The following is a 25,156-nucleotide window of genomic DNA, read 5'->3' as shown; positions in this document are numbered from 1 at the left end:
CATCATCTGGCCCCCTATTGGATTCCGTTCGGCTCAGCGTTGACTTTCCTGTTGTATCCCGCGAAACCCCTGACTTTGAATGCAAGAAGAATCGATCTTTCTTGACGCACTCGAAATCGAGGATCCAACTGCCAGAGCCAAATTTTTGGACTCGCGGTGCGGCGATAATACGCAATTACGGCAATCGATAGAGTCACTGATCGCGGCTCATCAGCGCAGCGGCGAATTTCTGGCAAGTCCCATTTTGTGGCAACCTGCAGTAGACGCAGCCGACAAACAGGCCGACGCCAGCACGCAATTAAATGCAGATACCGCGACAACCACGCCGATCTCGCTAACTTTCTTAGAGCCCCCGCATTCTCCCGAATCGCTCGGTCGACTCGCGCACTACGAGATCTTAGAAATCCTGGGCCGCGGCGGGTGCGGAATCGTCCTGAAAGCGTTTGATGAGAAACTTCGGCGGATTGTCGCGGTCAAAGTGATCGCTCCTGAAGTTGCAGGCTCCGAAAGGACGCGGCAGCGTTTTCTGCGAGAAGCACGATCCGCCGCTTCGATTGACCATCCCCATGTCGTCCATACATTTTCGGTCGAAGAGCACCCAATCCCATTTCTGGCGATGGAATACGTCGAAGGCTCAACCCTTCAGCAAAAGCTCAACGCCTCGGGTCCGCTAGAGATCGCATCCTTTGTACATGTCGCTCAACAGATCGCCGCTGGCCTAGCGGCCGCACATGCACGCGGCCTAATCCACCGCGACATCAAACCGGGTAACATCTTGCTCGATGCCACCGGACAGCATGTGCAGATCAGCGACTTTGGGCTGGCTAGGACCGTAGATGACACCGGGCTCACGCGAAGCGGCGAAATCGCCGGCACTCCTTTGTTTATGTCGCCAGAGCAAGCGACTGACGCTCCACTCGACTCAAAAAGCGACTTGTTTAGCCTCGGCTCAGTTTTCTATGCCATGTGCGTTGGAAAGTCGCCGTTTGAAGCGCCGACGACCTATGCCGTGCTACGCAAAGTGGTCGAAGAAAATCCGCCGCTTGTTTCGCACTCGATTCCCGCAGCACCCGCCTGGCTGGATGCTTTGATTAGCAAACTGCTGGTCAAGCATCCTGCGCAGCGAACGCTATCCGCCGCAGAAGTCGCCGACATCTTACAAACGTTTGAGCGAGAGCTCGCCATCCACGGCCAAGTTATTAGTGCCCCCACAGCGTTAGAACTTTCGCCTGCTCCGGCTTCGTGGATCCCACGATGGCGCGTCATCCTTTCGATGGTGCTATTGACCTGCTGTTTGATTTTCGGTTTTAGCGAGATCTCTGGTTATACGGCTCTCTCTCTTCCTTACCTGCGTCAAGTCGGATTGGGAAAAGGGCAACTAGTGATCAACATTGTCGACCCCGGTATTACGGTAGAAATTGCCGGAATGGGTCGCCAGTTTGCTCGGCCAGGCGTTTATAAGCTCAACCTACCTGCCGGTGAACATCTGTTGATCGCCAGCGAGCAGGGCCACGTGGTGCAACGCAGACGAATCTTTGTATTCGAACACCAACCAAGACATGTCGAATTCAAATCCCTGGGACAGATCCAAATGGCGGCCCTGCTGCACCAGAATCCGCCTCCGATCGAAATTATTAGCGGTGACTGGAGCCTAGAGGATGGCGAGTTGCAACAGAGCCAACTCGGCGAGTCGCTCCTTTTTTTCGGCGATCCTCAGTGGACCGATTATAACATCACGTTTCAGTTTAAAACCTCGCGCGTGATTCCATCCGCGGCACTTAGTCAACTTTATTTTCGCGCACAGTCACGCGATGACGGATATCGATTTTCGATTAATGAGAACAGCAACTATGGCACAAGCTCTGGTATCCAAGCTATCTCTGGCGGAATCGCCGAACACGTGCGGCATTCGTATGGTTCCAATTTCCAAGAAGATACCTGGTATCCAATCGATCTACAGGTACGAGGATCGCAGTTCACCTTTTCGATCGACGGCCATACGGTCGAAAACCCGCCAGATCAAATGTTTTCTAAGGGCATGATCGGATTAGGAACCTGGAACTCACCAACCAGTTGGCGAGATTTTCGGGTGACGTCCCCTGACGGCAAGACGCTCTGGCAAGGATTCCCTGATATAAAACAGTACCTAGATGATGAAAAACCTCGCAAGCGTTCTCGACGGGTCGTGTCGGATCGCGAGGCTGCGATCTCCGTTATCCGAACCGGCGGAAAAGTTCGTGTTAACAATTCAAGCGACGAGCTGCGTGACGTCACAAGTCTCCCTCCCCATCCCTTTTGGTTAACCTCCGTTCGCGTCGAAGGGAACTCGATCTTATCTCCCCGCGATATGCCAAACTTTTCCGAGACGCGGCATCTGAGAACATTTTCGGTCAGTTGTTCGGTCGACCTCACAGACAAAGAAGTGGCGCTGCTGGCCAATAATCGCGAATTGGAAACGCTTAACCTCTGTGGGACTGCCTGCACCGGCGCTGTGCTGACAAGTCTTCAGAAATGCTCCCGGCTAAAATATCTGTTGCTAAACACGCCAAATGTCGATGATCGCGATTTGGAGACGCTGACCAACTTTCCATTGCTCAGCTTGCTCATGCTCAATCAGGCTGCGATTTCAGACAGCAGTTTGAAGTATATCTCTCAACTAAAAAGGCTCGAAGTCTTAGGAGTCAAATACACGGACATCACTGACGCCGGCGTCGCCAGTCTAAAAGAATGCCCTAAGCTGCACAGCATTTTGCTAGGAGGCGCCCAGATCACAGATGCGGCTCTGCCTGATTTGCGAGAATGCAGTAACCTAAAATTCTTGGATCTCTCCGATACCAATATTACCGACGCAGGCCTGCAAGAGTTAGCAACATTTTCTCATTTGACTTTTCTCGATTTGGACCAAACCCAAGTCACCGCAGAGGGCGTCCGCGAGCTTAGCGCCGCACTACCCGGCTGCCGAATTGACTGGAATCAAACGCCAGATCTCAAAGCAGCCGCCTATGCGCGTTCACTCGGCGCGATGATTTATTTGGACGATAACCAAGAACATCATCCTCCCACACAGCGGGTTCCATCTCCACCCTTTCATTTAACCGGCGTCCGCTTCTTGGATGGACAAACCGCAACCGACGACGGATTGAAATACTTTGCCGGGACGACGCATTTGAAAAGGATTGCGTTTGAAAACAACCGAAACATCAGCACCGCGGGGTTGTCGATCTTATCCCAAAATAAAGAGCTGAGGGATCTTTCTTTCGTGGAAGTCCCCATTATTTCTGCGGGACTTCTACAGTTCGCGAAGTGTGAACAGCTCGAGTCCCTGGAACTTGTCCGTACGAATATCCGCGACGACGAATTCGCCGTGGTCCAGCGATTTCCTAACCTAGAGCATGTCACGCTCGGCGGCATGAACGTAAACGACAAGGGCCTTCAATATTTCTTCAGTCTCAAAAAGCTGAAAACGCTGTGCCTAGATACCGTATACATCACCGATGAAAGCCTTGGCCGCTTGGATAATTTACCGAACTTAACCGAGCTAAAGTTAGCCAACTTGATGAAAATCACCGACCAAGGACTGCTGCGGATGCACGGTTTAAATTCGCTCAGAACGCTGTCGCTAGAGAAAAACCCAGAGATCACCGCCGCAGGAATCGAGGTCCTCCGGCTGATGCTGCCCCAATGCCAGATCGTCTGGGACGGCGATCCGAAGTCACCGCCAATGTCGCGTTGATCACCGCGCCCAAGCACTGCTACTCTCGGTTAATTTCGACCATGAACGAACAATCCATCTTCTTTGCCGCCCTCGAGATCGACGATCCGTTGGCGCGCTCGCATTATTTGGATACGGTCTGTGAAAATGATCCGGCGATGCGCGTGCAAGTTGAATCGCTACTCGCCGCACACGCCCGTAGCGGCGATTTTTTAGAAGTCCCAATCCTGGCCCAATTTGCAAATCTCGCCGACCACCTCGACCCGTCCGAAGAAACTCGCCCCCAACCAGATGGCGATTATTCTCAGGTCGATCTTTCGTTTTTAGAACCGTCGCAGCAGCCCGGTTCGCTGGGTCGGCTCGCACATTATGAAGTACGTGAGGTGCTGGGCCGCGGCGGATGCGGCATTGTCTTGAAGGCCTTTGACGAAAAGCTGCATCGTACGGTCGCCATCAAAATTATTGCCCCAGAGTTCTCGGCGACTTCGCCTGCTCGCAAACGATTTTTGCGTGAAGCCCGAGCCGCGGCCGGCGTTCGGCACAACAATGTAGTCAATATCCACGCGGTCGAAGATCTGCCGATCCCCTATTTGGTCATGGAATATCTCGAAGGCGGGACGATCCAAAACCAGATTGATCAGAACGGCCCGTTCGAGCTTCCCCAGATCCTCCTCTTCGGGCGGCAAATCGCCGCCGGACTCGCCGCGGCGCATGCTCAGGGACTGATCCATCGCGATCTCAAACCATGCAATATCTTGATTGATGCAGGCGGCCTCAGCGTCAAGCTGGGCGATTTTGGTTTGGCTCGCACCGTCGACGACGCCATCCTAACAAGAAGCGGCGCCATCGCCGGTACGCCCCTTTATATGTCGCCCGAGCAAGCCCGCGGCGAAACGCTTGATCAACGCAGCGATCTCTTTAGTCTCGGCAGCGTCCTCTACATCATGTCCAGTGGTCGCTCCCCCTTCCGCGCGCCGTCTCACTATGCCGTCATGAAGCGCGTTGTCGAAGAGACCCCGCGACCAATCAACGACATCATCCCCGAAATCCCCAGCGCGTTAACCGCGATCATCGACAAGTTGCTCGCCAAAAATCTGGAGGATCGAATTCAGACAGCGTCGGAAGTCGCCCAACGACTTGGCGACTTAGAAAGAGGAGAAGTCTCACCGTTCGCCCCACCGCCGCCGAGCACAGCGACTAACGCGCAATCCGCGACGACTCCGGCACTGCGGCGAATCCCCAGCGCACTAGGGATCGGGATCACCGTCTTCTTTTTGCTGGCGGTCGTCGGATTGCTGGCCGCGCCGCTCATCGAAGGAATCTTTTCACAGCCGCCCCTCCCCGATCTTCCCGTGATCGCTCCACCGCCTGTCGTCGCCGCTTCTCCCGTGATCCCCAGTGGCGTTTGGATTTTCCATGACGGTCAGTTGGTGCAGACCGAACCGGTTGACAGCCATTGGCTGTTTGGCGATCCGACTTGGACCGACTACAACATCGATGTCGAAAGCATGAACCTGTGCGGCAGTCCTCACGCACGGGTAGGCTCCATCCTGTTTCGTGCCCAGTCACCAGACGATTACTATCGCTACACCATTGACAACGCCGCGTGGAGTTCGACAGTGCTTGAAAAAGTCGAGCGCGGCGAAGAGTCGCAGCTTGGCTCCTATCAACAAAATCGGCCGCAAAACGAATTTTGGTACAAAGCGCATCTAGAAGTTCGTGGTGATCGAATCCGCTGCTGGGTCGACGATATCGAACTATTCGACCAACGTGATGCGACATTTAAGCAAGGGCAGATCGGGCTCGGATCTATCGGCGTCGCCGTCGCTTGGCGTAATTTGAAGGTAACCCAACCCGATGGCACACTGTTGTGGGAAGGCTTTCCCAAGATCGAGCCAGGCATGTTCGAGACGCCGACGTCGCGCAAAAATTATCCCCCCGGCGAAATGCGCATCCTCAAGCGAACCATTTTGCCTGCCGATGTTCTCCCGGATCGCCGCTGTGCGGCCTATGCAATTTCGAGCGGTAGTAACGTCTACGTCAACGGCGAAGACTATGTCCCGATAACCCGCATCCAAGATCTTCCCCCAGGACCCTTTCGACTTACCGGCATCCAATTTGGCCGCAACCCTCGCCTGACCGAGGAGGATCTGCAATTTTTTGCCGCGACGACCAATCTCGAAAGCTTAGCGCCAGAAAAATACTGCACCGATCAAGGCCTGGCCAACTTTCGGCACAACACCAACCTAGAGGTGCTCAACCTCAGCGGCTCTGCGGCCACCGGTGACGAATTGCACCATTTCAAATTAACGAAATTACTGCGCGCCGATTTTCAAAACGAGCAATTCGATTACGCCAACCTGACAGCGCTGGCCAACTCGCCCCAATTGATGAGTCTCGACATCGCTTCACCGCAGGTCAAAGACGAGCATTTGCCCCCGGTCGCCAAGCTGAAAGGCTTAAAGATTTTGCTGCTCTCGAATACAAAGATCACCGATGCAGCCCTCGTGCATCTGGCCGAGTTACCGTTGCTAGAAAACCTGGACCTCAACAAAACGGCGATATCAGACCAAGGGCTCAATTCGTTGCAGGGACTAAAGAACCTGCAATTTCTCCGTCTCGACGAAACGCAAATTACCGACCAGGGACTTCCCAAACTAGAAGGATTGGTAAATCTAAAGATGCTGTTTCTCCGCAAGACCAAGGTCACCAAAGCCATGGTAGAAAAACTCCACGTCTCCATCCCGCAAAGCAGCATTTTCTGGGACGGTGGAGATATCCCACCGATCAGAACGCCTCTCATGCTACAACGCGTGGGGCCATAGTTTTTTTCAGGCAAGCTTTTATCCGAAAGGGATAGAATTGCCCACGAAAAGTTGACCGTGAACCGAGAGATGCCAGCCTTGCCTGACAGGAGATTGGATCGATGCCCAAGCGTCGAACATTCAGCCGAGAATTCAAACTGGCTGCCGTCAGAAAGATCAACAAACAACGCCTGTCGTATGCAGCCGTCGCCTAAGACTTGAGTATGGGTGAAACCCTGCTTCGCAAATGGAAGAAGTCCTTGGATGAAACAGGGCGCCTTCAGGTCGCCCCCGCCTAGCCCCAATCAACCGCCCGCCGCCTGAACTCGCATTATGCGGTTCCGGAAATGTAGGCGATGCACATCGGAGCGCCGCTGCGCGGATCGCGCGTGATGTGCGCATCGATGGTGAAGACGGTTTTCAGGGTGTCGCTGTTCATGACTTCATAGGGCGATCCCTGGTCGACGATTTGTCCCTCCTTCAACGCAACCATGTGATGCGCATAGCGGGCGGCCAAATTCAAGTCGTGCAATACCATGACGATTGTTTTTCCCTCGTCTCGATTCAAGCGGGCGAGCAGTTCCATTACTTCAAGTTGATGGCACGTGTCGAGATGACTCGTCGGCTCGTCCAGCAAGAGAATCTCTGCCCCTTGCGCAAGCGTCATTGCGATCCAGACGCGTTGTTGTTGCCCGCCAGAAAGCGCCGCCACGGGACGATCTCGCATGTCCATCAGTGCGACGGTATCAAGCGCCCAATCAATTTTCGCTTTGTCTTCGCTTCCTAGTGAAGCGAGCCATCGTCGATGGGGGTAGCGACCGTACGATACTAGTTCTCCCACGGTAAGACTGTCAGGCGCCTGGGACGACTGGGGAAGAATGCTTAGTCGTTGCGCCAGTTCTCTGGAAGGCATATCGTGAATCGACTGGCCATCCAGCACAACGCTGCCGCCGTAAGGAGAGAGAATTCGGGAGAATGCTTTCAGCGCGGTCGATTTTCCTGATCCATTGGCGCCCACGATCACCGTGATTTTTCCGACGGGAAGCGAAACCGAAAGCTGTTCGATGACGATTCGCCGATCGTATCCGACTGTCAATTCTGCGGAGGCGAGTGAATGCATGGTTTGTTTCGTTAGCGACGTGTGAGCAGGTAGAGAAAGTAAGGAGCGCCAATCGCAGAGACCATGATTCCCGCCGGAATCTCCGTTCCGGGAACGGCATTGGCTCCAATAATGTCGGCCAAAATCAATAGCGAACCTCCAACCAGGCCCGCGGCAGGAATCAGCAGCGCATGCCTAGCGCCAATCAAACGTCTAGCGATGTGAGGTGCGATCAATCCGAGAAACCAAATGCTTCCAGCAAACGCCATGCACGCGGCGCCAATCGCGACCGCCAATGAGAGCAGGACTAGCGTGTTGACCGATACGCGAACACCTAGTCCCGTCGCAATTTGATCGCCCAATCGCAGCACGTCCAGCGTGGGAGCGGCCAGCCAAACGCAGGGAATTAATACCGCTAACCACGCTCCCAGGGCAGCTACATAGTTCCAGTCCGCGCCGCTCAAGCTGCCGGTAGAATACGCAATCGCAAACGACCGTGCTTCGGAACTTAGCTGCATCGATGCAAACATTGCAACCGCGCTGATCGCCGAACTGACAGCCACGCCGGTCAGCAGCAATCGGACAGTCGAATGAGATCCATCCGCGCACAACAGACAAACTAGCGTCATTGTCGCAATCGCGCCGACAATGGCTGTTACCGGCAGGATAAACGTCGAAGCCAACACAGAGTATCCCAAGAGGCCTAGTGCTAATGTAATCGCCAGACTTGAGCCGGCGGACACGCCCAACACGCCGGGTTCAGCCAGATCGTTCTTGAGTACTCCTTGCATGATGGCGCCCGAGATCGCAATGCCGCCGCCAACCAAAATTGCGAAAGCCACGCGGGGAAAGCGAAAAGACCAGAGCACCAGATTCTCTTCCGCACCTCCATGTCCGAGCAATGTCTTTAAAATCGTCCAAGGAGAGTATTGGATATAACCAAGCTGAAATCCGACCAGGACGCAGAGAATCAACGCCCCGCCCAAGATGAAATAGGCGCGTTGAGCCGACCAAGCCACCAAGGGATTGGATCCTCCAGAAGGGACTCCGCCATCCAGCTTGTTTCGAAGCGAACTGCGAATTAGCCACACAAACCACGGTGCGCCTATTGCCGCGGTCACGATTCCTAGCGGCAGTTCAGAACCTTGCCCTAGCACGGTGCGGGAAACTAGATCGGCAAACGAAGTGAGCGCCGCGCCCAGCAGCGCCGCCATCGGAATCAAGCGGCGGTAGTCAGCGCCGCACATCCCGCGGCATAAGTGGGGCACCATCAGGCCGACAAAGGAAACGGGGCCCGCTACGGCGACGGCGCTTCCTGTGAGCAAGAGAACGAAGATACTAGCCCAGACGCGGACTCTTCCGGACTCTTGTCCCAATCCAATCGCCACTTCGCTGCCGAGACTAAGAATGGTGATACCGGGGGCGAGAAGAAACACGCCAACCAGACCGACGACAAAACAGGGCGCCATCGCAATCACTTGGTCCCAGGTGACGTTCGTAATCCCTCCCATCGTCCAGTACATCATGCTGCCGGACATGGCGAACGCGATCACAAGCCCTTGCGTAATCGAAGTATATAACGACGACGTGACAGCTCCTGCCAACGTGATCCGCGTCGGAGAAAACCCGCCTGGCGCCAGACAAGCGACCCCCAAAACGCTCAGATATCCAACGGTGGCGCCCACTAGTGATGCTGCGATGGACCCACTGTAAGAGATCGCAGGAAAGGTGATCATCGCGATCAAAGTCGACAAAGCCGCGCCGCCGCTGAGCCCCATGATCGATGGCCCGGCAAGCGGGTTTCGAGTTACGCCTTGCATCACGGCGCCGGCGGCGGCAAGACTTCCCCCCACCAACAGCGCGATGATCGACCTGGGCAAGCGGACATCACGCGCAACCAGATGCCCCTCGTTGTCCGCATCGTAGCTGATGACCGACTCGACGACGGTCCCTATCGAAATGGTCGTCATGCCAACGAGCAGCGAAGCAGCGAAGCAGCGAAGACCAGCAGTGTAAAACCGGCGGCCAGCATCATCAGCAGCGCAAAACGTGACACAAGCGGCCGATCTTGGATCGGATCGTGGGGGGGTGATGTCGTTTCCACAGTACTCACGGCAATGCTTCTCGCCATGCGGCGTCCGCCGTCGAGTTGATTTTCTCCAAGGATTCAGGAGCGACCGCTTTTACGACGTCTTCGATCGCGCGTCCTCGACCGAGGATGCCTGCATCGGCCCAGTGTCGGTACTTAGGGATTACCAATACATGGTTGCTTTTCACGGCTGGTACACGTCGCCAAATGGGGTGCGACAACAGGATGTCCCTATTCCTCTGACTACCAGTCTCTATGTCAGCCGCCAAAATCAAGTAGTCGGCGTCCAATTTCAGCAGCCCTTCAGGCGAAATCACGGCGCTCCAAGTTCGATCTTTTACCAGATGCGGTCGGCGAACTTGCAGATCGTCATACAACACTGGACTCACATGTTTTTGATCGCCATACAGTCGATAAGAAGTGGGACGAATCCGAATTAGCGCGATCGAACCTCCCCGCAGCTCGGCATGAATCGCTTTGCGCGCGGCGTTCACCTTGGCGTTGTACCAAGCGACGCGCGCTTCCGCTTCTGGCCGTTTGCCGATGATCGTACCGACGTCCAACACCCGCTGGCGATAATTGTCGAGATGGTCCAGCAGTACGACCACCGGAGCAATCTTCGAGAGTTGGCTATACGTTTGCCGGCTCGGACTACGAGTGATAATCAAGTCAGGCTTGACGTCGATTACTGCTTCCATGTTTGGCAAATTGGATCCATAGACGTTAGGGATCCACCGTACGTCTCGAAAGGCTTCTTTCAAATAGTCCGGAAAGTTTCCGTCCGCTATCGAATGGCCAACCGGCAGGATCCCGAGCGACAGAACTTCGTCTGCACTGGACAACGCGCAAATGCGCTCAGGATTGGCAGGCACGCGAGTTTCGCCAGCGACATGGCGAATGATGCGGTAGTCTACCCCTTCCTCGACAACTAACACCGGGCGACTCCCTGCGCCAGGAGGAACGCTCGCATATTCGTCCATTTCATCCGAGCTGACGAGTTCGCCAGGCATCGTTGGTCCCAGCGCCTTCAGCGTACCGGCGGCGATCACGGCGCCCACAATCACGGCGGTCAGCACGCGAACACAGAGCATTTGCAAAGAGGCTCGCTTTTTGGCGGCGGTCATTACTAGCTTCAACGTGGAGGGAAGGAATGCAAGAGAGAACGGGATTGGATTAATTCGAGCTTGCCGTCAGCTTGTACGGATTTTGCGATCGAACTTCTTTGTCGCTCAGGTCGACCGGCGCAAGCTCAATAGGAGAAGCCGGTATGGTCACGTGCAGGTTCGATTTATGTGGCGAAGAGAATCGACCTCTTAAAATATCGGGCGGGCCATGTTCACTTTCACCATCGGGATCTTTGGCGACCGCTTTCGGATCGGGCCAAAAAACGACGGCGACGTAGTCGCCAGCCGGAGCTCCGTCATCGCTGGTGAACGTGCTCAGCCGAAACGTTCCATCTTCGCCAACCATACTGCTGGGAAAGAATCTTCGGCCTGGGACGGACTTGGCGGAATGCAAGGTAATCCTAGCGCCAGCGGCTGGCTTGCCGCCAACCATGATCGTTCCCGAGACCGGATACAAAGACATCTCACCGCCAGGGCGCCCACTGTCGCAACCGGTCAAATAGACGCAATAAAAAAGTGTGACCGTCAGGCCGAGAAAAGATCGCAGCATCGAATTCATCTCCTGTCTGAAACTAAACTCTCCGGTTATTGAAGTTACTCAATACTCGCCAGAAGACAGGACTTCTCCACCTTGAATCGTGCAGAGATAATAGAAGACGAGGATGTCAACATTCTCGTTGAGCGTCCTCACCGATCCGTCTCCCATCCCCACGTTGGTTATGCCAGGATGGAAGGAATAGAGACCGCGGTCATTCGAGCAATTGGCGGCGCAGGGTCCCGGAAAGGCGGTCCCATCGTGTAGATGGCCTCGTGGTTGAATCTTGAATTGACGAGACGCCCAGACGCCATAGTCGGGTTTGCTTGTGCTAATCATGTCGGCGACTTTTTTCCCGTTCTGATGAAATTCGGGTCGCGCGGCATCTTCCCCCATAAGAATTGAATTCGTCAGACCGTCCGTAACTTCGGCGAATTTAGTCATTTCTCGATCGGTCGTCATGCCAGGACGAGGATGATCCGCAGGCAGCAGCCCGGCACTAAAAATCGAACTATCTAAGCCTTGCAAGACGCCGTAGTCACCCGTTGCCGCTACCCAATCGATGCCGTCCGTCGTGCCGGAGGTTCGGCGTGGCCCCGTTGCCGAAGGACATTGAACCACCGTCAGGTCCACTCCAATCGCGTCGTGGTTTTCGGTGTGGTACCAGTCGTAGTCGAGCGAATAGTTATCACGAACGTTCTGTTGCTCCAAAAACGGCAGAATAAAGCTCATGAAGCCGTGATCATTTGGATTGATCGACCGTGGATCATTTTCGGTAGCGCTGGGAGGAATGGCGCTATAGGTATTTTCAAAGTTGTGCATCGCCAAACCAATTTGCTTGAGATTGTTGGAACATTGCATCCGTCGAGCCGCTTCGCGTGCTTGTTGCACCGCCGGCAGCAGCAAGCCGATCAAGACTCCGATGATGGCGATCACCACTAGCAACTCAACCAAAGTAAAGCCTGCCCGCTTTACGTGTCGAAATTTCGACGCGTTTTGAGTCATTTCAAAAACTCTCTTTGTTGTTCCAAAAGACGATCACAGTTCTCCGCGAGCATCGCCCCGACGATGCATTTCAAATCCAAAATTTCGCGTGCCTGATCGTTACCGCGCTACATCGGGCACAGTGGTGAAATTTAAAGCCCAACGATTAGGATGGGAAGAAATCGAGATCCCCAATCACTCTTCCTCACAGCACGGTCACTCTTCCTTGCAGCACCGAAGAGAAGTGAAGAAGGCAATTTCTGTGCCGAATAGCCCCCGCTTAGCAGATCAAAGTGAAAACAAGGCGAGAGATCACGACAAAGGCCAATAGAGTGGCTGTCCTCGCCCATAAATAGCATGGATTGAGCATGCTCACCCAGACCGTCCCGATGTGATCGAGATGAGACTACTGGAAGTCACAAAAGGTAGATCGCCGGTGTCTGTCGAGGCGACACGCGCGTCGATTTTGACAACACGCATATCGTCCGAAACTCCGACTCCAGCTTCAGCTTGGCAGCGATACCGTTGCCCTTAGAAATGCCGTCTCTCACTTCTAATTGGCTGTTTGACTTGTGCAATAAAACTGGCGGCTGGCTGGCACTAACGAACAGTCATTTTTTTCGCGTGGCACTGGCCCTTTTCAGCCAGTGTCTTCTCTTCCCTTCTACTGACTTGCGCCCAGCACCAGCCCAGCACGTCGATTCTATTCTTTGACCATCTCCCATCGCCACTCTATTTTGATGCTCGGCGATCGAAGCGGTGATCGACTATCTTCATGAGAATCCAGTTCGTCGCAGGCTCTGCCGACGAGCGATCGATTGGAAGTGGTCGAGCGCCCGCTTCTACCTAGAAGGAATCGTCGATCCGCGTCTGCCGAAGCGATCGTTTCCGCCGCAGGAACTGTTCGATAAAAGCGGCGTACAACTGCCGCACTCCGAATGAAGAGCACTGGCTGAAAAAGGCCAGTGGCATCCGAAGGATTGGCCGCTGGTCAGTGACATCCAGCCGTTAGTATTCTTCGTCGACCCATCCTGTCTTTTCGCAATTCTTACAAAATCCGCAAGTGACATAGCCTTCCATTTCGATTTGGAAGCAGATAGCGCCATCAGGAGAAATTGCGTACCAATGCTGTGGTATTGCGTTCAATTGCACGATTACGCAAATGAAATCCGAAATCGGCAAGTCTACGGAGAATTGAGAATCATCACCAATCAATACAAATCTTGTATTGCCCACAATTCCCCAATCAGACAGCCATCGGTTGACCTCCTGCCCCACTGCATCTTCAGCAGCAATGCGCATACTCCGATGACCCGGAACAAGACGCCAAGCGATTCTGTTGCAGCTAATTGGAAATTTAGTTTCGATCAGGTCAAACCACACTTGTGCGTTACCGCGCGAAAGCACGTAGTCACGTCTCTTGGGGCATTCTAATACGGTGATCGCGTCATCCAAATGCGGGTCATGGCCCGGACTCTTCGCTCTTTCGATTAACTCATCAAGACGCTGCTTGCCGCTCTTTTCGGACATCAACTTTATCCACAACTGAAAAGATTTCTAATAATTGCCGTAGAAAAGGGGGCGGAGGTGAATTGCACGAGCTTAAAGCCTCCGCCGCTGGGTGACACAGTCCAACGACTGGGTGACACAAGCACTGGCTGAAAAAGACCAAAAGTGGCGGCTGAGCGGCACTGTCCAACGGTGTTTTTCTTCACCGGGTTGGCACTGACGAACAGGCATCTTTTCGCGTGCCACTGGCCCTTTTCAGCCAGTGTCTTCCCTTCTGCTGACTTGCCCCCAGCTCCAGCCGGCTCCCGTTCACCGCTTTGTTACCCCGTTTCTTTGACCCATTCGGCAACACGTTCACCGTCCTTCAAGTCGTCACGCATGTAATGGTACACGATACCCTCGGATATCGACATGCGTTTCGCGGCAACGTAATAAACATGCCCACCCTTGAAATCTGGATCATCATGCACGCGAAATAGCACGTCGTCATCATCCAATTCAAGATGGGCGTGAGCCTTTCGTTCTTTTTCTGATGCCACGGAGAGTCTTGGCGAATCAAGGCCATAGACAGGCAATCCGATATACCTCACGTCATGAAAGCGGATTTCGAGTTCATGGTAGTAACAGAGGTCAAAGCTGCCTATCAGTAGTAGCGAGTCGCCGACGAGCGAATGGACGAGAAAGTCGGTCGTGTTGGTTGTCGCCACGATCTCGTTGATGCGGTCGAGAATTGACTGCATGTCGGCGCCCATTGGGTAGTCTGAATTTCTTAGGGGGAAACGACTGCGTTAACCGGGTGCGGCTGAAACCCGGCATCCATTTCGAAACCGGCAGTTAGCCATACTCCGGTTCAACGCTTTGTTCGCCTTTTTCTCGTTAGCCGAGAGTATAAAAGCCACCGCATTCTCTGAGAAACGCCACGAATTGCAGCACTGGCGCCATGTTCTTATCGCGTCTTCGCGAGAAGAGCATGTCTTGAGTGCGTTGCGACGGTGATCGAGTGGATCAGCCGCATTGAAGACATGCTCTTTCAGTGAAGACACTGTAAGAGCATGGCGCCAGAGCCATTTGCTTAGCGCGCAAAATCTTTGCTCGGTGGAGCCTCTCCTCGCCGATTTTTTTACTATTGACAAAGTCTTAGGACTTGGTAATAATGTATTCACACATTGGGCAGTAAAGAAACATTCTTTCCTGTTGTTTCGCCAGTTGGTCCGTGCCGCCTCGGGGGCTGCTTGCATGGACTTCTCTTCTCTTTTTAGGGGGTAAATCTCATGAAAACCAAGCAGCGTTCGCAGCGGAAGACGCGGGGCAGAAGGGCCAAAGCGGCCCGTGCTCGTGCGGCGGCACGCGATAATTCGATGGCGTGCAATCCAGCTCAGGCAAAAGCGGCCAATCATCCCGAATTGGGCGCTGATTGGATGGCGCCCCCTTTCTTTTTACCGGATTCGCCTGATTCACTAGATTTTCCAGATTCGCAGCTGACTGCTCTGCTTGGTTATCCGGCTCAGCAGACGACTGACTTGCTTCATCAAACTATTGAGCAAGAGGAGGAATCGACTCCGCTGACCGAAACTGAAACAGACTTACCAGACGCGGGCCAATCCACACCAATTGCCTCGCAGAAAAGCCGCTCGTTTCGCGAGTTGAGCACGGCCCAGTTGCTGCGTGAGCAACCTCCGCGCGAGTGGTTACTCCCCGGCTTGCTGGCGCGGGGCGAAGCGGCGGTGATCTTGGGGCCTAGCAAAAGTATGAAGTCATCGTTGGCGGTCGATTTGTGTGCCGCTTTGGCCAGCGGGGGCAAGTTTTTGGGACAGTTCGCCGCGGATCGGCCTTTTCGCGTTGGATTTATCGGCGGCGAAACCGAACAGTATTTGTTGCATGATCGGGCGCGGTGCTGGAGCAAAGCCGCCGGCGTAGATCCCGACAAGCTTTCCAATCTGAACTGGGCGTTAACCATGTCCAATGCCAGCGATCCGGCAGGCTTGGCCGAGTTGCGTGATTGGATCGAGCGTCAGCATTTAGAAGTGGTTTTGATCGATCCGCTGAAACTTACGGCGCCACGCGGGGCGGCGCAAGCGAAGCAGTTGCGAGCGCTGGTCCGCTGTTGTTTGGAAGCTGGCGCAACGCCGATTGTTTGCTGTGCTACGCGCAAATCGAACTTGCCGCACGCTCTGAATATCGCCGACATCACCAACGCCGCCGAGCATGATTTCGCCCAACAATGGCTGCTGGTGAACCGGCGTCAGGCGTACGAGTCTGGCAGCGGACAGCATCGCCTGTGGCTGACCGTCGGCGGCAACGCCGGCCACGGCGGAGCATGGGGCGTAGATATCGACGAAGGTCGCGTCACAAACGCAAACACAGACGGTCGACAGTGGAAAGTCACGCTGCGCGATCCCGAGTCGCTGCAAGAAGAGGCGCCAGCGTTAGAAGCCCAAGCGCTGCAACAGCGCTGCCGCGCCAAAATTCGCGTCGCGCTGCGAAGCGTCGATCCCCAACAAGCAATCAAGTCAAAGATCCGCGCCCAAACCGGGCTCAGCGGCACAAAGTTTGAGACGGCCTGGGATCAAATGCTCAACCAAGGCGAAATCGAGCGGAGCAAAAACAACACAAAAACAGAGACCGGAAAACTTTCACGCTACCACTTAACTCATCCAGCAACAGCAGCCCATCCAGTAACAAGAGAAGGAGAAACAGCAGAAGCAGCAAACCGTCCTGAATTATCCCCTAACATGCAAAGGCAAAGGATCCGCAGCGCGGAGCAAGAATCCACCACCAGCTACGCGGACCACACAGTCGCTTAGAAAAAAACGGCGCGGGTCCAGTCCAGTCCGATCCAAGAAACCAAGCCGAACGCAGCCCAATTCGCCATCAAGGAACTCCGTCATTCGAACTTCAGACTTCGTCATTGATTCGACATTCTGATTTCGACATTCTGATTTCGACATTCGACATTTAAAAAGCCCCCGCGTTGGCGCGGACAAAGCGCTGGCCTAACGTATCAATTGGCAAAAACTGGTCACTCATTTGCGCCCAGCGGATTTCCATTGCACAAGCTTGCAATCCGTCACCAATCGACCTAATCTGAGCCTATGAACATCGCATCCAAACTCACCGCCGCGTTTGCTGTTTCGTTTCTCTCCTGGGGTTTGGCGTTTGCCGCAGAACCCGCTTCGACCGCGCTTCCCAAAGCGTTTATCGATGGTCAGGGAGACGGCTGGCGATCGCTGGGCGAAGAGGACTTTCAGAACGTCAATTGCGCAGACGACACCTGGACTTTCAAAGATGGCGGCATCCAGTGCACCGGCCAGCCGGTCGGCGTGATGCGAACCAACAAAGAGTTCACCAACTTTGAGCTCGTGGTCGAGTGGAAGCATTTGAAATCAGCCGGCAACTCAGGCGTGTTTGTCTGGACCATTCCGGCCGAAGTCGAAAAGCTGACCAAGCCAGGTTTGCCGGCCGGCGGCATCGAGGTGCAGATCCTCGATCACGGCTATAAAGATTCCTACAAAAATGCGACCGGCAAAGAGGGGGACTGGTTTAGCACCAACGGCGATATCTTCCCCGTCGGCAAATCCAAGCTGACCCCCTTTCCGCCGCTGTCCCCCAGCGGCGAACGCAGCTTTCCCTCGAAGGAGCTCAGCAAAGGGTTCGGCGAGTGGAATCACTATTACGTTCGCGCGATCAACGGCGAAGTCCGCTTGTGGGTCAACGGCGAAGAAGTCTCTGGCGGCAAAAACGCCGTGCCAGCCACCGGTTATCTGTGCCTAGAGTCAGAAGGTAGCCCGATCGAGTTCCGCAATCTTCGGATCCGCGAACTGCCGTAAGACAGAAAAGCGGAAACGGGAAAGCGGAAAGCGAAACAAAGAGAAACAGGGCGTTGTTACGGCACGCCTTGTTTTATGCGCGGAGCGAATCGACGACCTGCTTCCAGAGCGAGTCTAAGGCTCGAACAAGTCGCTGCTTCCACGCATCAGCGGAGCCGGTGATGTGGGGATACTCGATTTGAAAATCTTCCCATTCGACATACAACTGCTCTAACTGCGTCTGATTAAACCACTTGAAGCGGTCTGACGGCGGATCTTCCGACAGCTGAAACGTCTTTTTTAGCAGTTGCAGATCGATCGACGTATGCTCCGCCAGCAAGACAGCGTCATACAGATCTTTGCCGTTTGCATAGTCATCCGTAGAGAGCCAAAGCAACTTCCAAGCCAACGACTGCTCGGCCGTCGCTGCAAGAACTTCAACAGGCGATTGCTCTCCGACAACAACACGCAAGCGACATGGGGGACTCGGCAGTTCTTCACCAAAGACAAAGTCAATTTGAACCGTACCGCCGAAACCCTGCAGCGAGTCTTCCCAGGGAACAATGACTCGCAGCCCTGGAGCCCGCTCGTAGGTCCAGATCTCTTCCGAAGCGAACAATCGATCGGGAATCTGAATCGTATCGGTCGCCTGCGAGCCTTGCAGCAGTTCAATGAGGTCATCGACCAGCCTTTTCGATGCTTGGTAGCTGACCTTCCAGTGAGCAGGCAGAACAACGCAATCCAAGTCACCCGGCTTACGAGCAGCGTCCCCCAACCAAGTCGCCAGCAAGATACTTCCACGGATAACGAGTGATGCAGAGTGGTTGGATGCTTCAATCGTCTTCAAAACATGATGCAGAACTTGCAGTCGAGATTGATCCCATGCCGCAGCGATTTGCGGCGTGGCAAACTGCGGTTCGCCTCCACGCAGTGCTCTGGAGAAATGCCTCAGCGCAGGATCAAACACAACTGGACGATTCAAGCTGGCGTCTTGCGTTTCGGCCGCTAAGGTTTTTGGCTGGCAATCGACATTGGAACGCGACAGCAGATTCTTTCGCTCGGCCTGACGCTCCACAGGCTCGGCGGGGAGACTGACATTGCGAGTCGGCGAGCATGCCGGCAAGTCAGCAGCCGAGTCCGGCTCGTTCACAAATTTCGCTAAATCCTTGCCGAGAACCATCCGTGCAAAGAATCGTCTAACAAGCTGGCTAAAACCGTCATTGGAAGTATCGCTCATAGCCACCCTGCGTCCAAGTGAAGATTGGAGTCAAAGAGCACGTATTCGTCCTCCGTTTCAAGAATGCAGTACGCATTCGCTTCCAGTGCAGCGACTAGCGCACTCCACCTATTCATCGCTTCGATTTGTGACGATTTGTAGGCTCGCTGCGTTACAAATCGTTCAACAACTCCATTGGACAACTGACGTCGAGCATTGGTCGAAAGTTGGGCGCCGTGACTGCTGAGCAACTGCGTGAGCATCTCCAGATCTGAATCCCTGTCGAGCTTTAATTTGACATGATGCTCAAAGTAACCCGCATGCTCAGACACCGAAACCGAATCGTCGAAAAACCGTGCAACGTCTAACGATTCGCACTCGACTTTGATGCGGATGACTTCCAAGTCGATCGACCGCATGGCGTCGCTGATCATGCGCGCCCGCTCCAATTGTCGCTCAAGCGAACCAGTATCTCGAAAGGTCAGCATCGGCTGGGACGCGCAAAGCCCGGCGGTCAGGACGATGTGCGTCCACTTGAAACCATGATCCGCTCCCCACCTCTCGCCCTGTCGTAAAGCGTCATCGCTGGAACCCGAAAGGGTCACATGAGTTTCAAACTTGCGATCCGGTGGAAGTTGCAGCAACACGGCGACTCCGATCTGTTAATCGTTTCCCTCTTTCCTTGCTCTATTCCGAGGCAAGGGACGCTAGGGATGTAGACCCAGCGAATCCTATTTAGCCGGCGGCTTATCATGATCTTGCAGAAGTCGATTGTACTGAGCCGCAAATTTTGTGGCCGTCGCTTGCCACTGAACGTCCTCAACTGCGTCCTGTGTACCCGGCAGAACCCAATAGTCACTAGGCTTGGCGTTGATCCACAAGTTGTCAGCGAGACCGGGAAATTCTAAGCCGTATTCGTACACCGCCATCCAGCGAAGATCTTGAGCCGCTACAGAGTATCCCACGATCGCATCGACATTGCACGCATTTACCAGCTTTACGGCAGCGGCATAGTCTTTGTCCGCGATCCGTTTTTCGATCTCTTGTCGTAAGAGTTCGGTATTATCACCGATCTCTTGCGAGGTCAGCCTGGCAGTTTGCGGCGGCTTCGCTGGTCGATTCCAGGCGCTACAACCGGCGAGAACCAGGAGAAAGAGCAGAGGCGTGAATCGCCAGCTAGACATGCTCTGATTCATGATCGCCCTGCGCTTTCGATTACTGTTAACCCGCTTTTAGTGAAAAAGAGACCGGAACCAATACTTGCGTCGCGACATCTTCACCGTCGCTTTGAGCCGGCGTGAAGGTCCATTGCCGGACGGCGGCGAGCGCCGCTTGATCGAGCCGCGCGAAGCCGCTCGATTGATGGACCTTGGCCGCGGTGACTTTACCCTGCTCGTTGATGTTCAAGCGAATCAAGACGCGACCTGCTTCGCGCCGCGATTGAGAAGCCGCCGGATAGCTAGGCGCCGCATTGCTGGGCGCCGGTTGTGGAGGAATATCCATCCGCGCGCCGGCCACACTGTCGACGGACGGCGGAGCGGCTTCAGCAACTGCCGACTCGGGAGAGGGCTGCTTCGCGGCATCCTTGCGCGGCAGCGGTTCCGCTTCTCTCGGCTGGGCAGGCGCCTGGTAAGACGCCTGACTGCGAGACATCGTGGCCGGCGCACTACGGGGAGTAAAGATCACCTCTGACGTAGCCGTCGGCAGCGGAATCGCGGTTGGTTGCTTGTGCAGATCGAGCGGCGATGTTTCGACCGTTTCGGCCGGCGGGCGATCGGCTTCCACCACTTCGATTTCGATGGCTGGCGCTTCGATCGGCTCGGCAGCGGCGGAAGCCATGGTGGCGGTCAACATGACGGTTCCGCCGGTATCGACCTGATGCCGCCAATCCGAAGGCTGAATGCTCCAAGAGACCAGCGCAGCAGCCGCCGCGATATGCAGCGAGATGCTGGTGAAATAGGAAATGCTGGAAGTCCGAGCGAACATTTTATCCGACTGAAACAAGCGAGTTATGAGGATGCGGACGAGATCCCTTTCCAGACCGACATCGCAACTTCGATATCTTCTGGAGCGTCAAAGTAGATCGCGAGATGGACGTAACCATCGGCGTCGGCGACAAACCCGTACAGCGCATCGACTTCGGCGCCTTCAAGATCTTCGACCAAGCGGTAGGAGATTCGCAGCAACTTGCCATCTTGCAGCTCTTGGAAGTCAAACGCGGCCGAGTCACGTTCTTTGGTCAACTCACGCAGCGTGTCGGCGGCGGTGTCACCATCTTCTGGAACGCCCCAGACGCTGGCGTAGATCGTCACGCCGGGGCGCCAAAGAACCATTTGTCCATCTTTTTCTAAACGCTGATTGAAGCGCAACGGCAACTCGATTGACCAACGATCGGTCAACGCAAACGGGCCGACTTCGATAATCGGAAAGTCAGGATGCAACAGTTCATCGGCTTCAAACGGACTATCAACGGCAATCAGTTGGCCATCGTCCCCTTCGCGGGCATAGGCGCTGCCGATCGGCGACGTCAGAAACGGGATCACGTCACGGTCATAGTTGGCGATCGTGTTGACGTCATAGACCTCCAAGTTATTCGCCTGATTCACATACTCGTCGGTTTCGTCGCCGGCGAAGAAGCGCCAACCGCTATCTGTGTCATTGTCAGGTGGCTCACGATACATGTAACCAACCGGCAATCCGTCCACGGTAATGCGATCGGTCGCGATGCAGCCTCCCTCCCCTTCAACCAAGGATTCCATCTTATCGGCCGGCAAATGAAACTTCTTTTCGGTCACTCGTTTACGATTCCTTCGATAACAACTTGGAAGCGGCGACTACTCGCCGCAGCAGGGACAGATCTCTGGCACACGGATGGTGAGCGTCGCCGAATAGGCGGTCTCGTCGTAGTCGGCTGTTTTCTCATCGGCCGCATGATGATGCGCGACAATCAGATATTGATCGCCGGTGGTCGGCGTAAAGGTAGCGATTCCTTGGGCGTCGGTCTTGCGCTCGTAGGTTTCGTCGAAGCCAGGCTTCAACGTGACGCGTCGCGGGATAAAGGAGACGAGCGTGTCAGATAGCGGTTTGCCGCGAAGCAGCAGTTGAACGCTGATCGGTTGGCCAGGACCCATCGGCGCGACGGGGCTGACTTGCGGCACTAGCTCTAGCGGATGACCTTGCGGCTGGTCAAAGCCTGCGAGGTTTTCGGCGACTTTGTCCAAAGTGTCGCTGACCAGGAATAATGTTTTGCCACTCTTCAGGCTACGAACCGGATGGCCGTGATTGACGATCTTATCCAAAGCATGCGAGACCAGATAAAGCCCCGGCTTGGCGGCAGCGAACTTGGCGTTCCAGTAGCCTTCTTTGGGGGCGTAACCGACGTCAACCAGCTCAGGAATCAGGTCGAACTCCTTACCAGAGGGGTCGACAATATTCAGCGAACAACCCGCCAAATCGATCTTGCTCGCCAACTTAAAATCGCGATGATCATTGCCGTGATTGCCGAGCTTGAGATCGACATAGATTGCGTCTCCGATTCGGATTAGATTGGAATTGGTTTCGACCCACGTATCGTGAGCGAATAACGGCGTCGAAAGGCACAATAAGCATAATAGTGCACGCCCTAACATTCGCAGAAACCCTCAAAAACCGAGAAAATCTACGGCCGACCTTTAAATGCAGCCGTAGAATTAGATTGATGTACTTTCCCCTATGATACCCGCGGCGCCGGTCAGGATCGATCCGCCCACCACCCACCAAGAAGAAATGCCTACCGCTACTGCTCCGGTGCTTCCCCGGCACGAGGAGTTTTCGATCGAAGAATTGATCGAGGCCTACCAAAAAGGGGCCACAGAAATCCGCGACGCAATCGCTGGCATGACGGACGAGGAAATCGCCGCCAAACCGGTGGATGACACGTGGAGCACGCTGGAGGTCGTTTGCCATATCGCCGACTGCGAGCAATTTTATGCTGACCGCATGAAGCGCACCGCCGCGACCGATCGGCCAGAGTTGATGGAAGTTGACGGCTATCGCTACAACGATGCGATGGACTATCAACACCATGACCTGGAAGAAGAGTTGCAACTGATCGACGCGACCCGCCGGCAAATGGCTCGCACGCTACGACTATTACCGCGCGACGCGTGGAATCGCGAAGCGACGCTGACCGATCTCGGCACGCTCACGATGCGGCACTTGGTTTTGCATGCGATCAATCACGTCCACCATCATCTGGAATACGTGAAAGAGAACCGCAAATCACTCCGCCGCGGCTAAGCGTTTTCTTCCCCTTTAGAACAGCGCTCGCAGCTGGCGATCGCTTTCTCTGCGGGTGATTCTCTGTCGAATCATCCTTGCCGCGGAGGAATCCTCCACGCGCCCAGCGCTTTGCCATCCAACGATTTCGCGGTGATCAGCAGCTCTTTTGCATCGGCGCTGCCGCGCAAGATCGTACCGCCTGTTAAGCTGGGACCGCCGCCGACGATCTGGGCATAGGCCCGCTGTTGGTTTGGCTCGTCGTAGCGGAACTGATGCATGTGACCGCAGATCAGCAACTGGGCGCCTGCTTTGGCCAAGTGCGGATGCCAAGCTTGTTGCGCCTGGCGACAATATCCGGCATATCCTTCCAGCGTATCGCCGGGGTTATCGCCTGGCCGTCCCCACAACGGGATATGACAGAAGATCACCAGATAAGGGGCCGCGGCGATCTCCGGCCGCTCTAGCACTGTGGCCAGCCAATCTCCCTGGGCGGCGCGATAGGGCTCAAAATTGGCCAAGCCGGCGAACACTGGATGCGCGTCGGGCTTGTCTTCGCCGGTATCCAAACCGACCAGCGCCAGCGGGCCCTGACGAACGGCGAAGTTGCGCCCCAGTGCACCCTGATCGGGCCAATCGAGCATCGCGGACGACAACGCTCGCGCGTGCGAGCCGCGCACATCATGATTGCCGCTGGTAAACAGCACCGGCTTGGTCGCCGCATACGCTGAATCGGCAGGACGCAGCACTTGGGCGACAATCTGATCATCACTGCGAATGTCATTAAAGATATCGCCGTTCCAGATGGTCAAGTCGGCTGGCTCTGCTGCTAGTAGAGCTGTCGCCGCTTGCAGCACTTCCAGCTTTTCGTGCGTGTCATTGATCACGGCGAACGACGCCGTGACCGGCTGATCGCTGGGCGTTTGAAACGCGTAGATCTCGCTCTCAGTCGGCGCTCCGGCAATGATTTGATAGGCATTGGCGAATTCGATCGGAGTGGTCACCGTTCGGTAATAGACCTTCCGCCCTGGCGTCAGCCCGGTCAAGCGAGCCTGTAGAAAGTGCGTGCTGAGCGGGTTCAGGCCGCTTTCTGGCGCAGAGGCCCGCTTTCCCAATTCAGGCGTCTCGCCGTACTCCACAAAACCGGTCGCCAGCCCGGCAACCGACCAAGCGACTGACATCGTCGTAGCAGTTGGGTTCTGCAAAACTGGGGGCCCGGGCTGCGGTAGCGCTGGACGGGTAGCTTCTGCAGCTTGAGTTTCGGACGACAAACAGGCAGTCAATACGCCAGCACCAACCGCAAGCGTTGAGAGCTGCGTGATAAAATCTCGGCGATCCGTGCGAGCAGAAGCTTCGCCCATGCTGGTATCTCCTCAAGGTAAAGTGGCCGGTCTGGGCGCAATCCTAAAAGTCTGGCAGATCGGTGATACCTCTGGTCTAACCGCCGCGGGGTTGGGAGTAAAGTCTCTCCCCCCAAATCAATCATCTAGCCAATCAAGCGAGCGATGACACTTCTCGCGATTCGTTGATTAATGCGATTTGGCGAATCGCGCCCATGTGATACGCCAAATGAGCGATCGACGCGAAAGCGCCGGTGAGCATCACCTGATCCCAGGCATGCGGCGTTTCGCATGCTTCCAGCCAGATGTGGCCGAGTCGGTCGATTTCGGCAATTAACGCGTTCCAATCGGCGTCGCGAATCGTTTGCAATTGCCAAGCCGCCGACCAATCGGCCGTTGCAAACGCGTCGGTTTCGCCGCGCAAGGTCGCTTCGATCAGCGACAGGTGATACCGCAGATGTTCGGCATGGGCGACGATCGGCATCCGACCAGGGGCCGGCGGGGTCGAAGCTTCGAGAGCCGAGTAACGCCGGAGCAGACGTATCAGCCCGGGGTCGTTTCGATTGATAAACCAACTACCTTCAGGCTTGCCGCCTTCCAGCGCTTCGCTCAAAAGAGTCTTGAGCGATTGAGCAATCTTATCCGCATGAACCATTGCCTTGGATCCGCCGGGGACCAAGC

22 protein-coding genes and 1 pseudogene are annotated in these 25,156 nt (G+C 55.0%); 7 read left to right on the top strand and 16 right to left on the bottom strand.

Features of this window, described 5'->3' with window-relative positions; all coding sequences use genetic code 11:
* Window positions 1-79 precede the first annotated feature (79 nt).
* The 3 genes and pseudogenes from SH421x_RS05935 to SH421x_RS05925 all read left to right on the top strand — a co-directional run.
* On the top strand, window positions 80-3,733 hold the full coding sequence (locus tag SH421x_RS05935) for a protein kinase domain-containing protein (RefSeq protein ID WP_488854483.1): 3,654 nt from the start codon (window positions 80-82) through the stop codon (window positions 3,731-3,733).
* On the top strand, window positions 3,682-6,537 hold the full coding sequence (locus SH421x_RS05930; RefSeq protein ID WP_488854482.1) for a protein kinase domain-containing protein: 2,856 nt from the start codon (window positions 3,682-3,684) through the stop codon (window positions 6,535-6,537). Before SH421x_RS05935 ends, SH421x_RS05930 begins: the two co-directional genes overlap by 52 nt.
* Before the next feature lie 101 nt (window positions 6,538-6,638).
* Window positions 6,639-6,812, top strand: a pseudogene (locus tag SH421x_RS05925) (transposase); the annotation flags it as partial.
* A gap of 35 nt (window positions 6,813-6,847) precedes the next feature.
* Here the strand turns inward: SH421x_RS05925 and SH421x_RS05920 are convergent.
* From SH421x_RS05920 to SH421x_RS05895, 6 genes are read right to left on the bottom strand one after another with little or no spacing between them, the layout of a single operon-like run.
* Window positions 6,848-7,636, bottom strand: coding sequence for an ABC transporter ATP-binding protein (locus tag SH421x_RS05920; protein WP_488854481.1), 789 nt, complete (start codon window positions 7,634-7,636; stop codon window positions 6,848-6,850).
* 11 nt (window positions 7,637-7,647) lie between these two features.
* Window positions 7,648-9,585, bottom strand: a complete 1,938-nt coding sequence (locus SH421x_RS05915; RefSeq protein ID WP_488854480.1) for an iron ABC transporter permease — start codon at window positions 9,583-9,585, stop codon at window positions 7,648-7,650.
* Window positions 9,582-9,728: a hypothetical protein gene (locus tag SH421x_RS05910; protein ID WP_488854479.1), complete on the bottom strand. Its 147-nt coding sequence runs from the start codon at window positions 9,726-9,728 to the stop codon at window positions 9,582-9,584. Before SH421x_RS05910 ends, SH421x_RS05915 begins: the two co-directional genes overlap by 4 nt.
* The gene (locus SH421x_RS05905; protein ID WP_488854478.1) at window positions 9,725-10,828 is read right to left on the bottom strand and encodes an ABC transporter substrate-binding protein; all 1,104 of its coding nucleotides are present in this window, start codon (window positions 10,826-10,828) and stop codon (window positions 9,725-9,727) included. Before SH421x_RS05905 ends, SH421x_RS05910 begins: the two co-directional genes overlap by 4 nt.
* A 49-nt stretch (window positions 10,829-10,877) precedes the next feature.
* Window positions 10,878-11,378: a hypothetical protein gene (locus SH421x_RS05900; RefSeq protein WP_488854477.1), complete on the bottom strand. Its 501-nt coding sequence runs from the start codon at window positions 11,376-11,378 to the stop codon at window positions 10,878-10,880.
* Window positions 11,379-11,426: 48 nt separating this feature from the next.
* Window positions 11,427-12,368: a DUF1559 family PulG-like putative transporter gene (locus tag SH421x_RS05895; protein WP_488854476.1), complete on the bottom strand. Its 942-nt coding sequence runs from the start codon at window positions 12,366-12,368 to the stop codon at window positions 11,427-11,429.
* A 738-nt stretch (window positions 12,369-13,106) separates the two neighbouring features.
* On the opposite strand from SH421x_RS05895, the gene SH421x_RS05890 reads away from it, so the two are divergent.
* Window positions 13,107-13,289 carry a hypothetical protein gene (locus SH421x_RS05890; RefSeq protein WP_488854475.1) on the top strand — a complete coding sequence of 61 codons (183 nt, stop codon included), beginning with the start codon at window positions 13,107-13,109 and terminating at the stop codon, window positions 13,287-13,289.
* A 66-nt stretch (window positions 13,290-13,355) separates the two neighbouring features.
* Here the strand turns inward: SH421x_RS05890 and SH421x_RS05885 are convergent, their stop codons facing one another.
* Together SH421x_RS05885 and SH421x_RS05880 are read right to left on the bottom strand one after the other, a co-directional pair.
* Window positions 13,356-13,877 (bottom strand): hypothetical protein, encoded by a 522-nt coding sequence (locus SH421x_RS05885; protein WP_488854474.1) that lies wholly within the window; start codon window positions 13,875-13,877, stop codon window positions 13,356-13,358.
* A gap of 299 nt (window positions 13,878-14,176) precedes the next feature.
* A complete protein-coding gene (locus SH421x_RS05880; protein ID WP_488854473.1) occupies window positions 14,177-14,608 on the bottom strand; it encodes a hypothetical protein in 432 nt (143 codons plus the stop codon).
* 519 nt (window positions 14,609-15,127) lie between these two features.
* Here SH421x_RS05880 and SH421x_RS05875 point away from each other — a divergent pair.
* Together SH421x_RS05875 and SH421x_RS05870 are read left to right on the top strand one after the other, a co-directional pair.
* Complete coding sequence (locus SH421x_RS05875) at window positions 15,128-16,660, top strand: AAA family ATPase (RefSeq protein ID WP_488854472.1); 1,533 nt, start codon at window positions 15,128-15,130, stop codon at window positions 16,658-16,660.
* 288 nt (window positions 16,661-16,948) lie between these two features.
* Window positions 16,949-17,683, top strand: a complete 735-nt coding sequence (locus SH421x_RS05870) for a 3-keto-disaccharide hydrolase (protein WP_488854471.1) — start codon at window positions 16,949-16,951, stop codon at window positions 17,681-17,683.
* 73 nt (window positions 17,684-17,756) lie between these two features.
* Here the strand turns inward: SH421x_RS05870 and SH421x_RS05865 are convergent, their stop codons facing one another.
* The 6 genes from SH421x_RS05865 to SH421x_RS05840 form a co-directional block, all read right to left on the bottom strand.
* Window positions 17,757-18,899, bottom strand: a complete 1,143-nt coding sequence (locus SH421x_RS05865; RefSeq protein WP_488854470.1) for a nucleotidyl transferase AbiEii/AbiGii toxin family protein — start codon at window positions 18,897-18,899, stop codon at window positions 17,757-17,759.
* Window positions 18,896-19,525 (bottom strand): hypothetical protein, encoded by a 630-nt coding sequence (locus SH421x_RS05860; RefSeq protein WP_488854469.1) that lies wholly within the window; start codon window positions 19,523-19,525, stop codon window positions 18,896-18,898. Before SH421x_RS05860 ends, SH421x_RS05865 begins: the two co-directional genes overlap by 4 nt.
* 84 nt (window positions 19,526-19,609) lie before the next feature.
* Window positions 19,610-20,062: a hypothetical protein gene (locus SH421x_RS05855; protein ID WP_488854468.1), complete on the bottom strand. Its 453-nt coding sequence runs from the start codon at window positions 20,060-20,062 to the stop codon at window positions 19,610-19,612.
* 37 nt (window positions 20,063-20,099) lie between these two features.
* Entirely contained in the window at window positions 20,100-20,864 is a 765-nt protein-coding gene (locus tag SH421x_RS05850; protein WP_488854467.1) for an energy transducer TonB, read from the bottom strand.
* 23 nt (window positions 20,865-20,887) lie between these two features.
* Window positions 20,888-21,673: a DUF2185 domain-containing protein gene (locus tag SH421x_RS05845; protein WP_488854466.1), complete on the bottom strand. Its 786-nt coding sequence runs from the start codon at window positions 21,671-21,673 to the stop codon at window positions 20,888-20,890.
* Between the two features lie 39 nt (window positions 21,674-21,712).
* Window positions 21,713-22,507, bottom strand: coding sequence for a DUF4198 domain-containing protein (locus SH421x_RS05840; protein WP_488854465.1), 795 nt, complete (start codon window positions 22,505-22,507; stop codon window positions 21,713-21,715).
* A gap of 136 nt (window positions 22,508-22,643) precedes the next feature.
* Between SH421x_RS05840 and SH421x_RS05835 the strand changes: the two genes are divergently transcribed.
* Window positions 22,644-23,156, top strand: coding sequence for a DinB family protein (locus SH421x_RS05835; protein ID WP_488854464.1), 513 nt, complete (start codon window positions 22,644-22,646; stop codon window positions 23,154-23,156).
* A gap of 71 nt (window positions 23,157-23,227) precedes the next feature.
* On the opposite strand, the gene SH421x_RS05830 is transcribed toward SH421x_RS05835, so the two are convergent.
* Together SH421x_RS05830 and SH421x_RS05825 are read right to left on the bottom strand one after the other, a co-directional pair.
* Complete coding sequence (locus SH421x_RS05830) at window positions 23,228-24,496, bottom strand: purple acid phosphatase family protein (protein ID WP_488854463.1); 1,269 nt, start codon at window positions 24,494-24,496, stop codon at window positions 23,228-23,230.
* Between the two features lie 133 nt (window positions 24,497-24,629).
* Window positions 24,630-25,130 carry a hypothetical protein gene (locus SH421x_RS05825; protein WP_488854462.1) on the bottom strand — a complete coding sequence of 167 codons (501 nt, stop codon included), beginning with the start codon at window positions 25,128-25,130 and terminating at the stop codon, window positions 24,630-24,632.
* Window positions 25,131-25,156 lie beyond the last annotated feature (26 nt).

The sequence above is a fragment of the Blastopirellula sp. SH421 genome (assembly GCF_057808535.1).
Note: the sequence above shows the minus strand (reverse complement) of the source record. Positions and strands in the feature narration are given on the sequence as shown.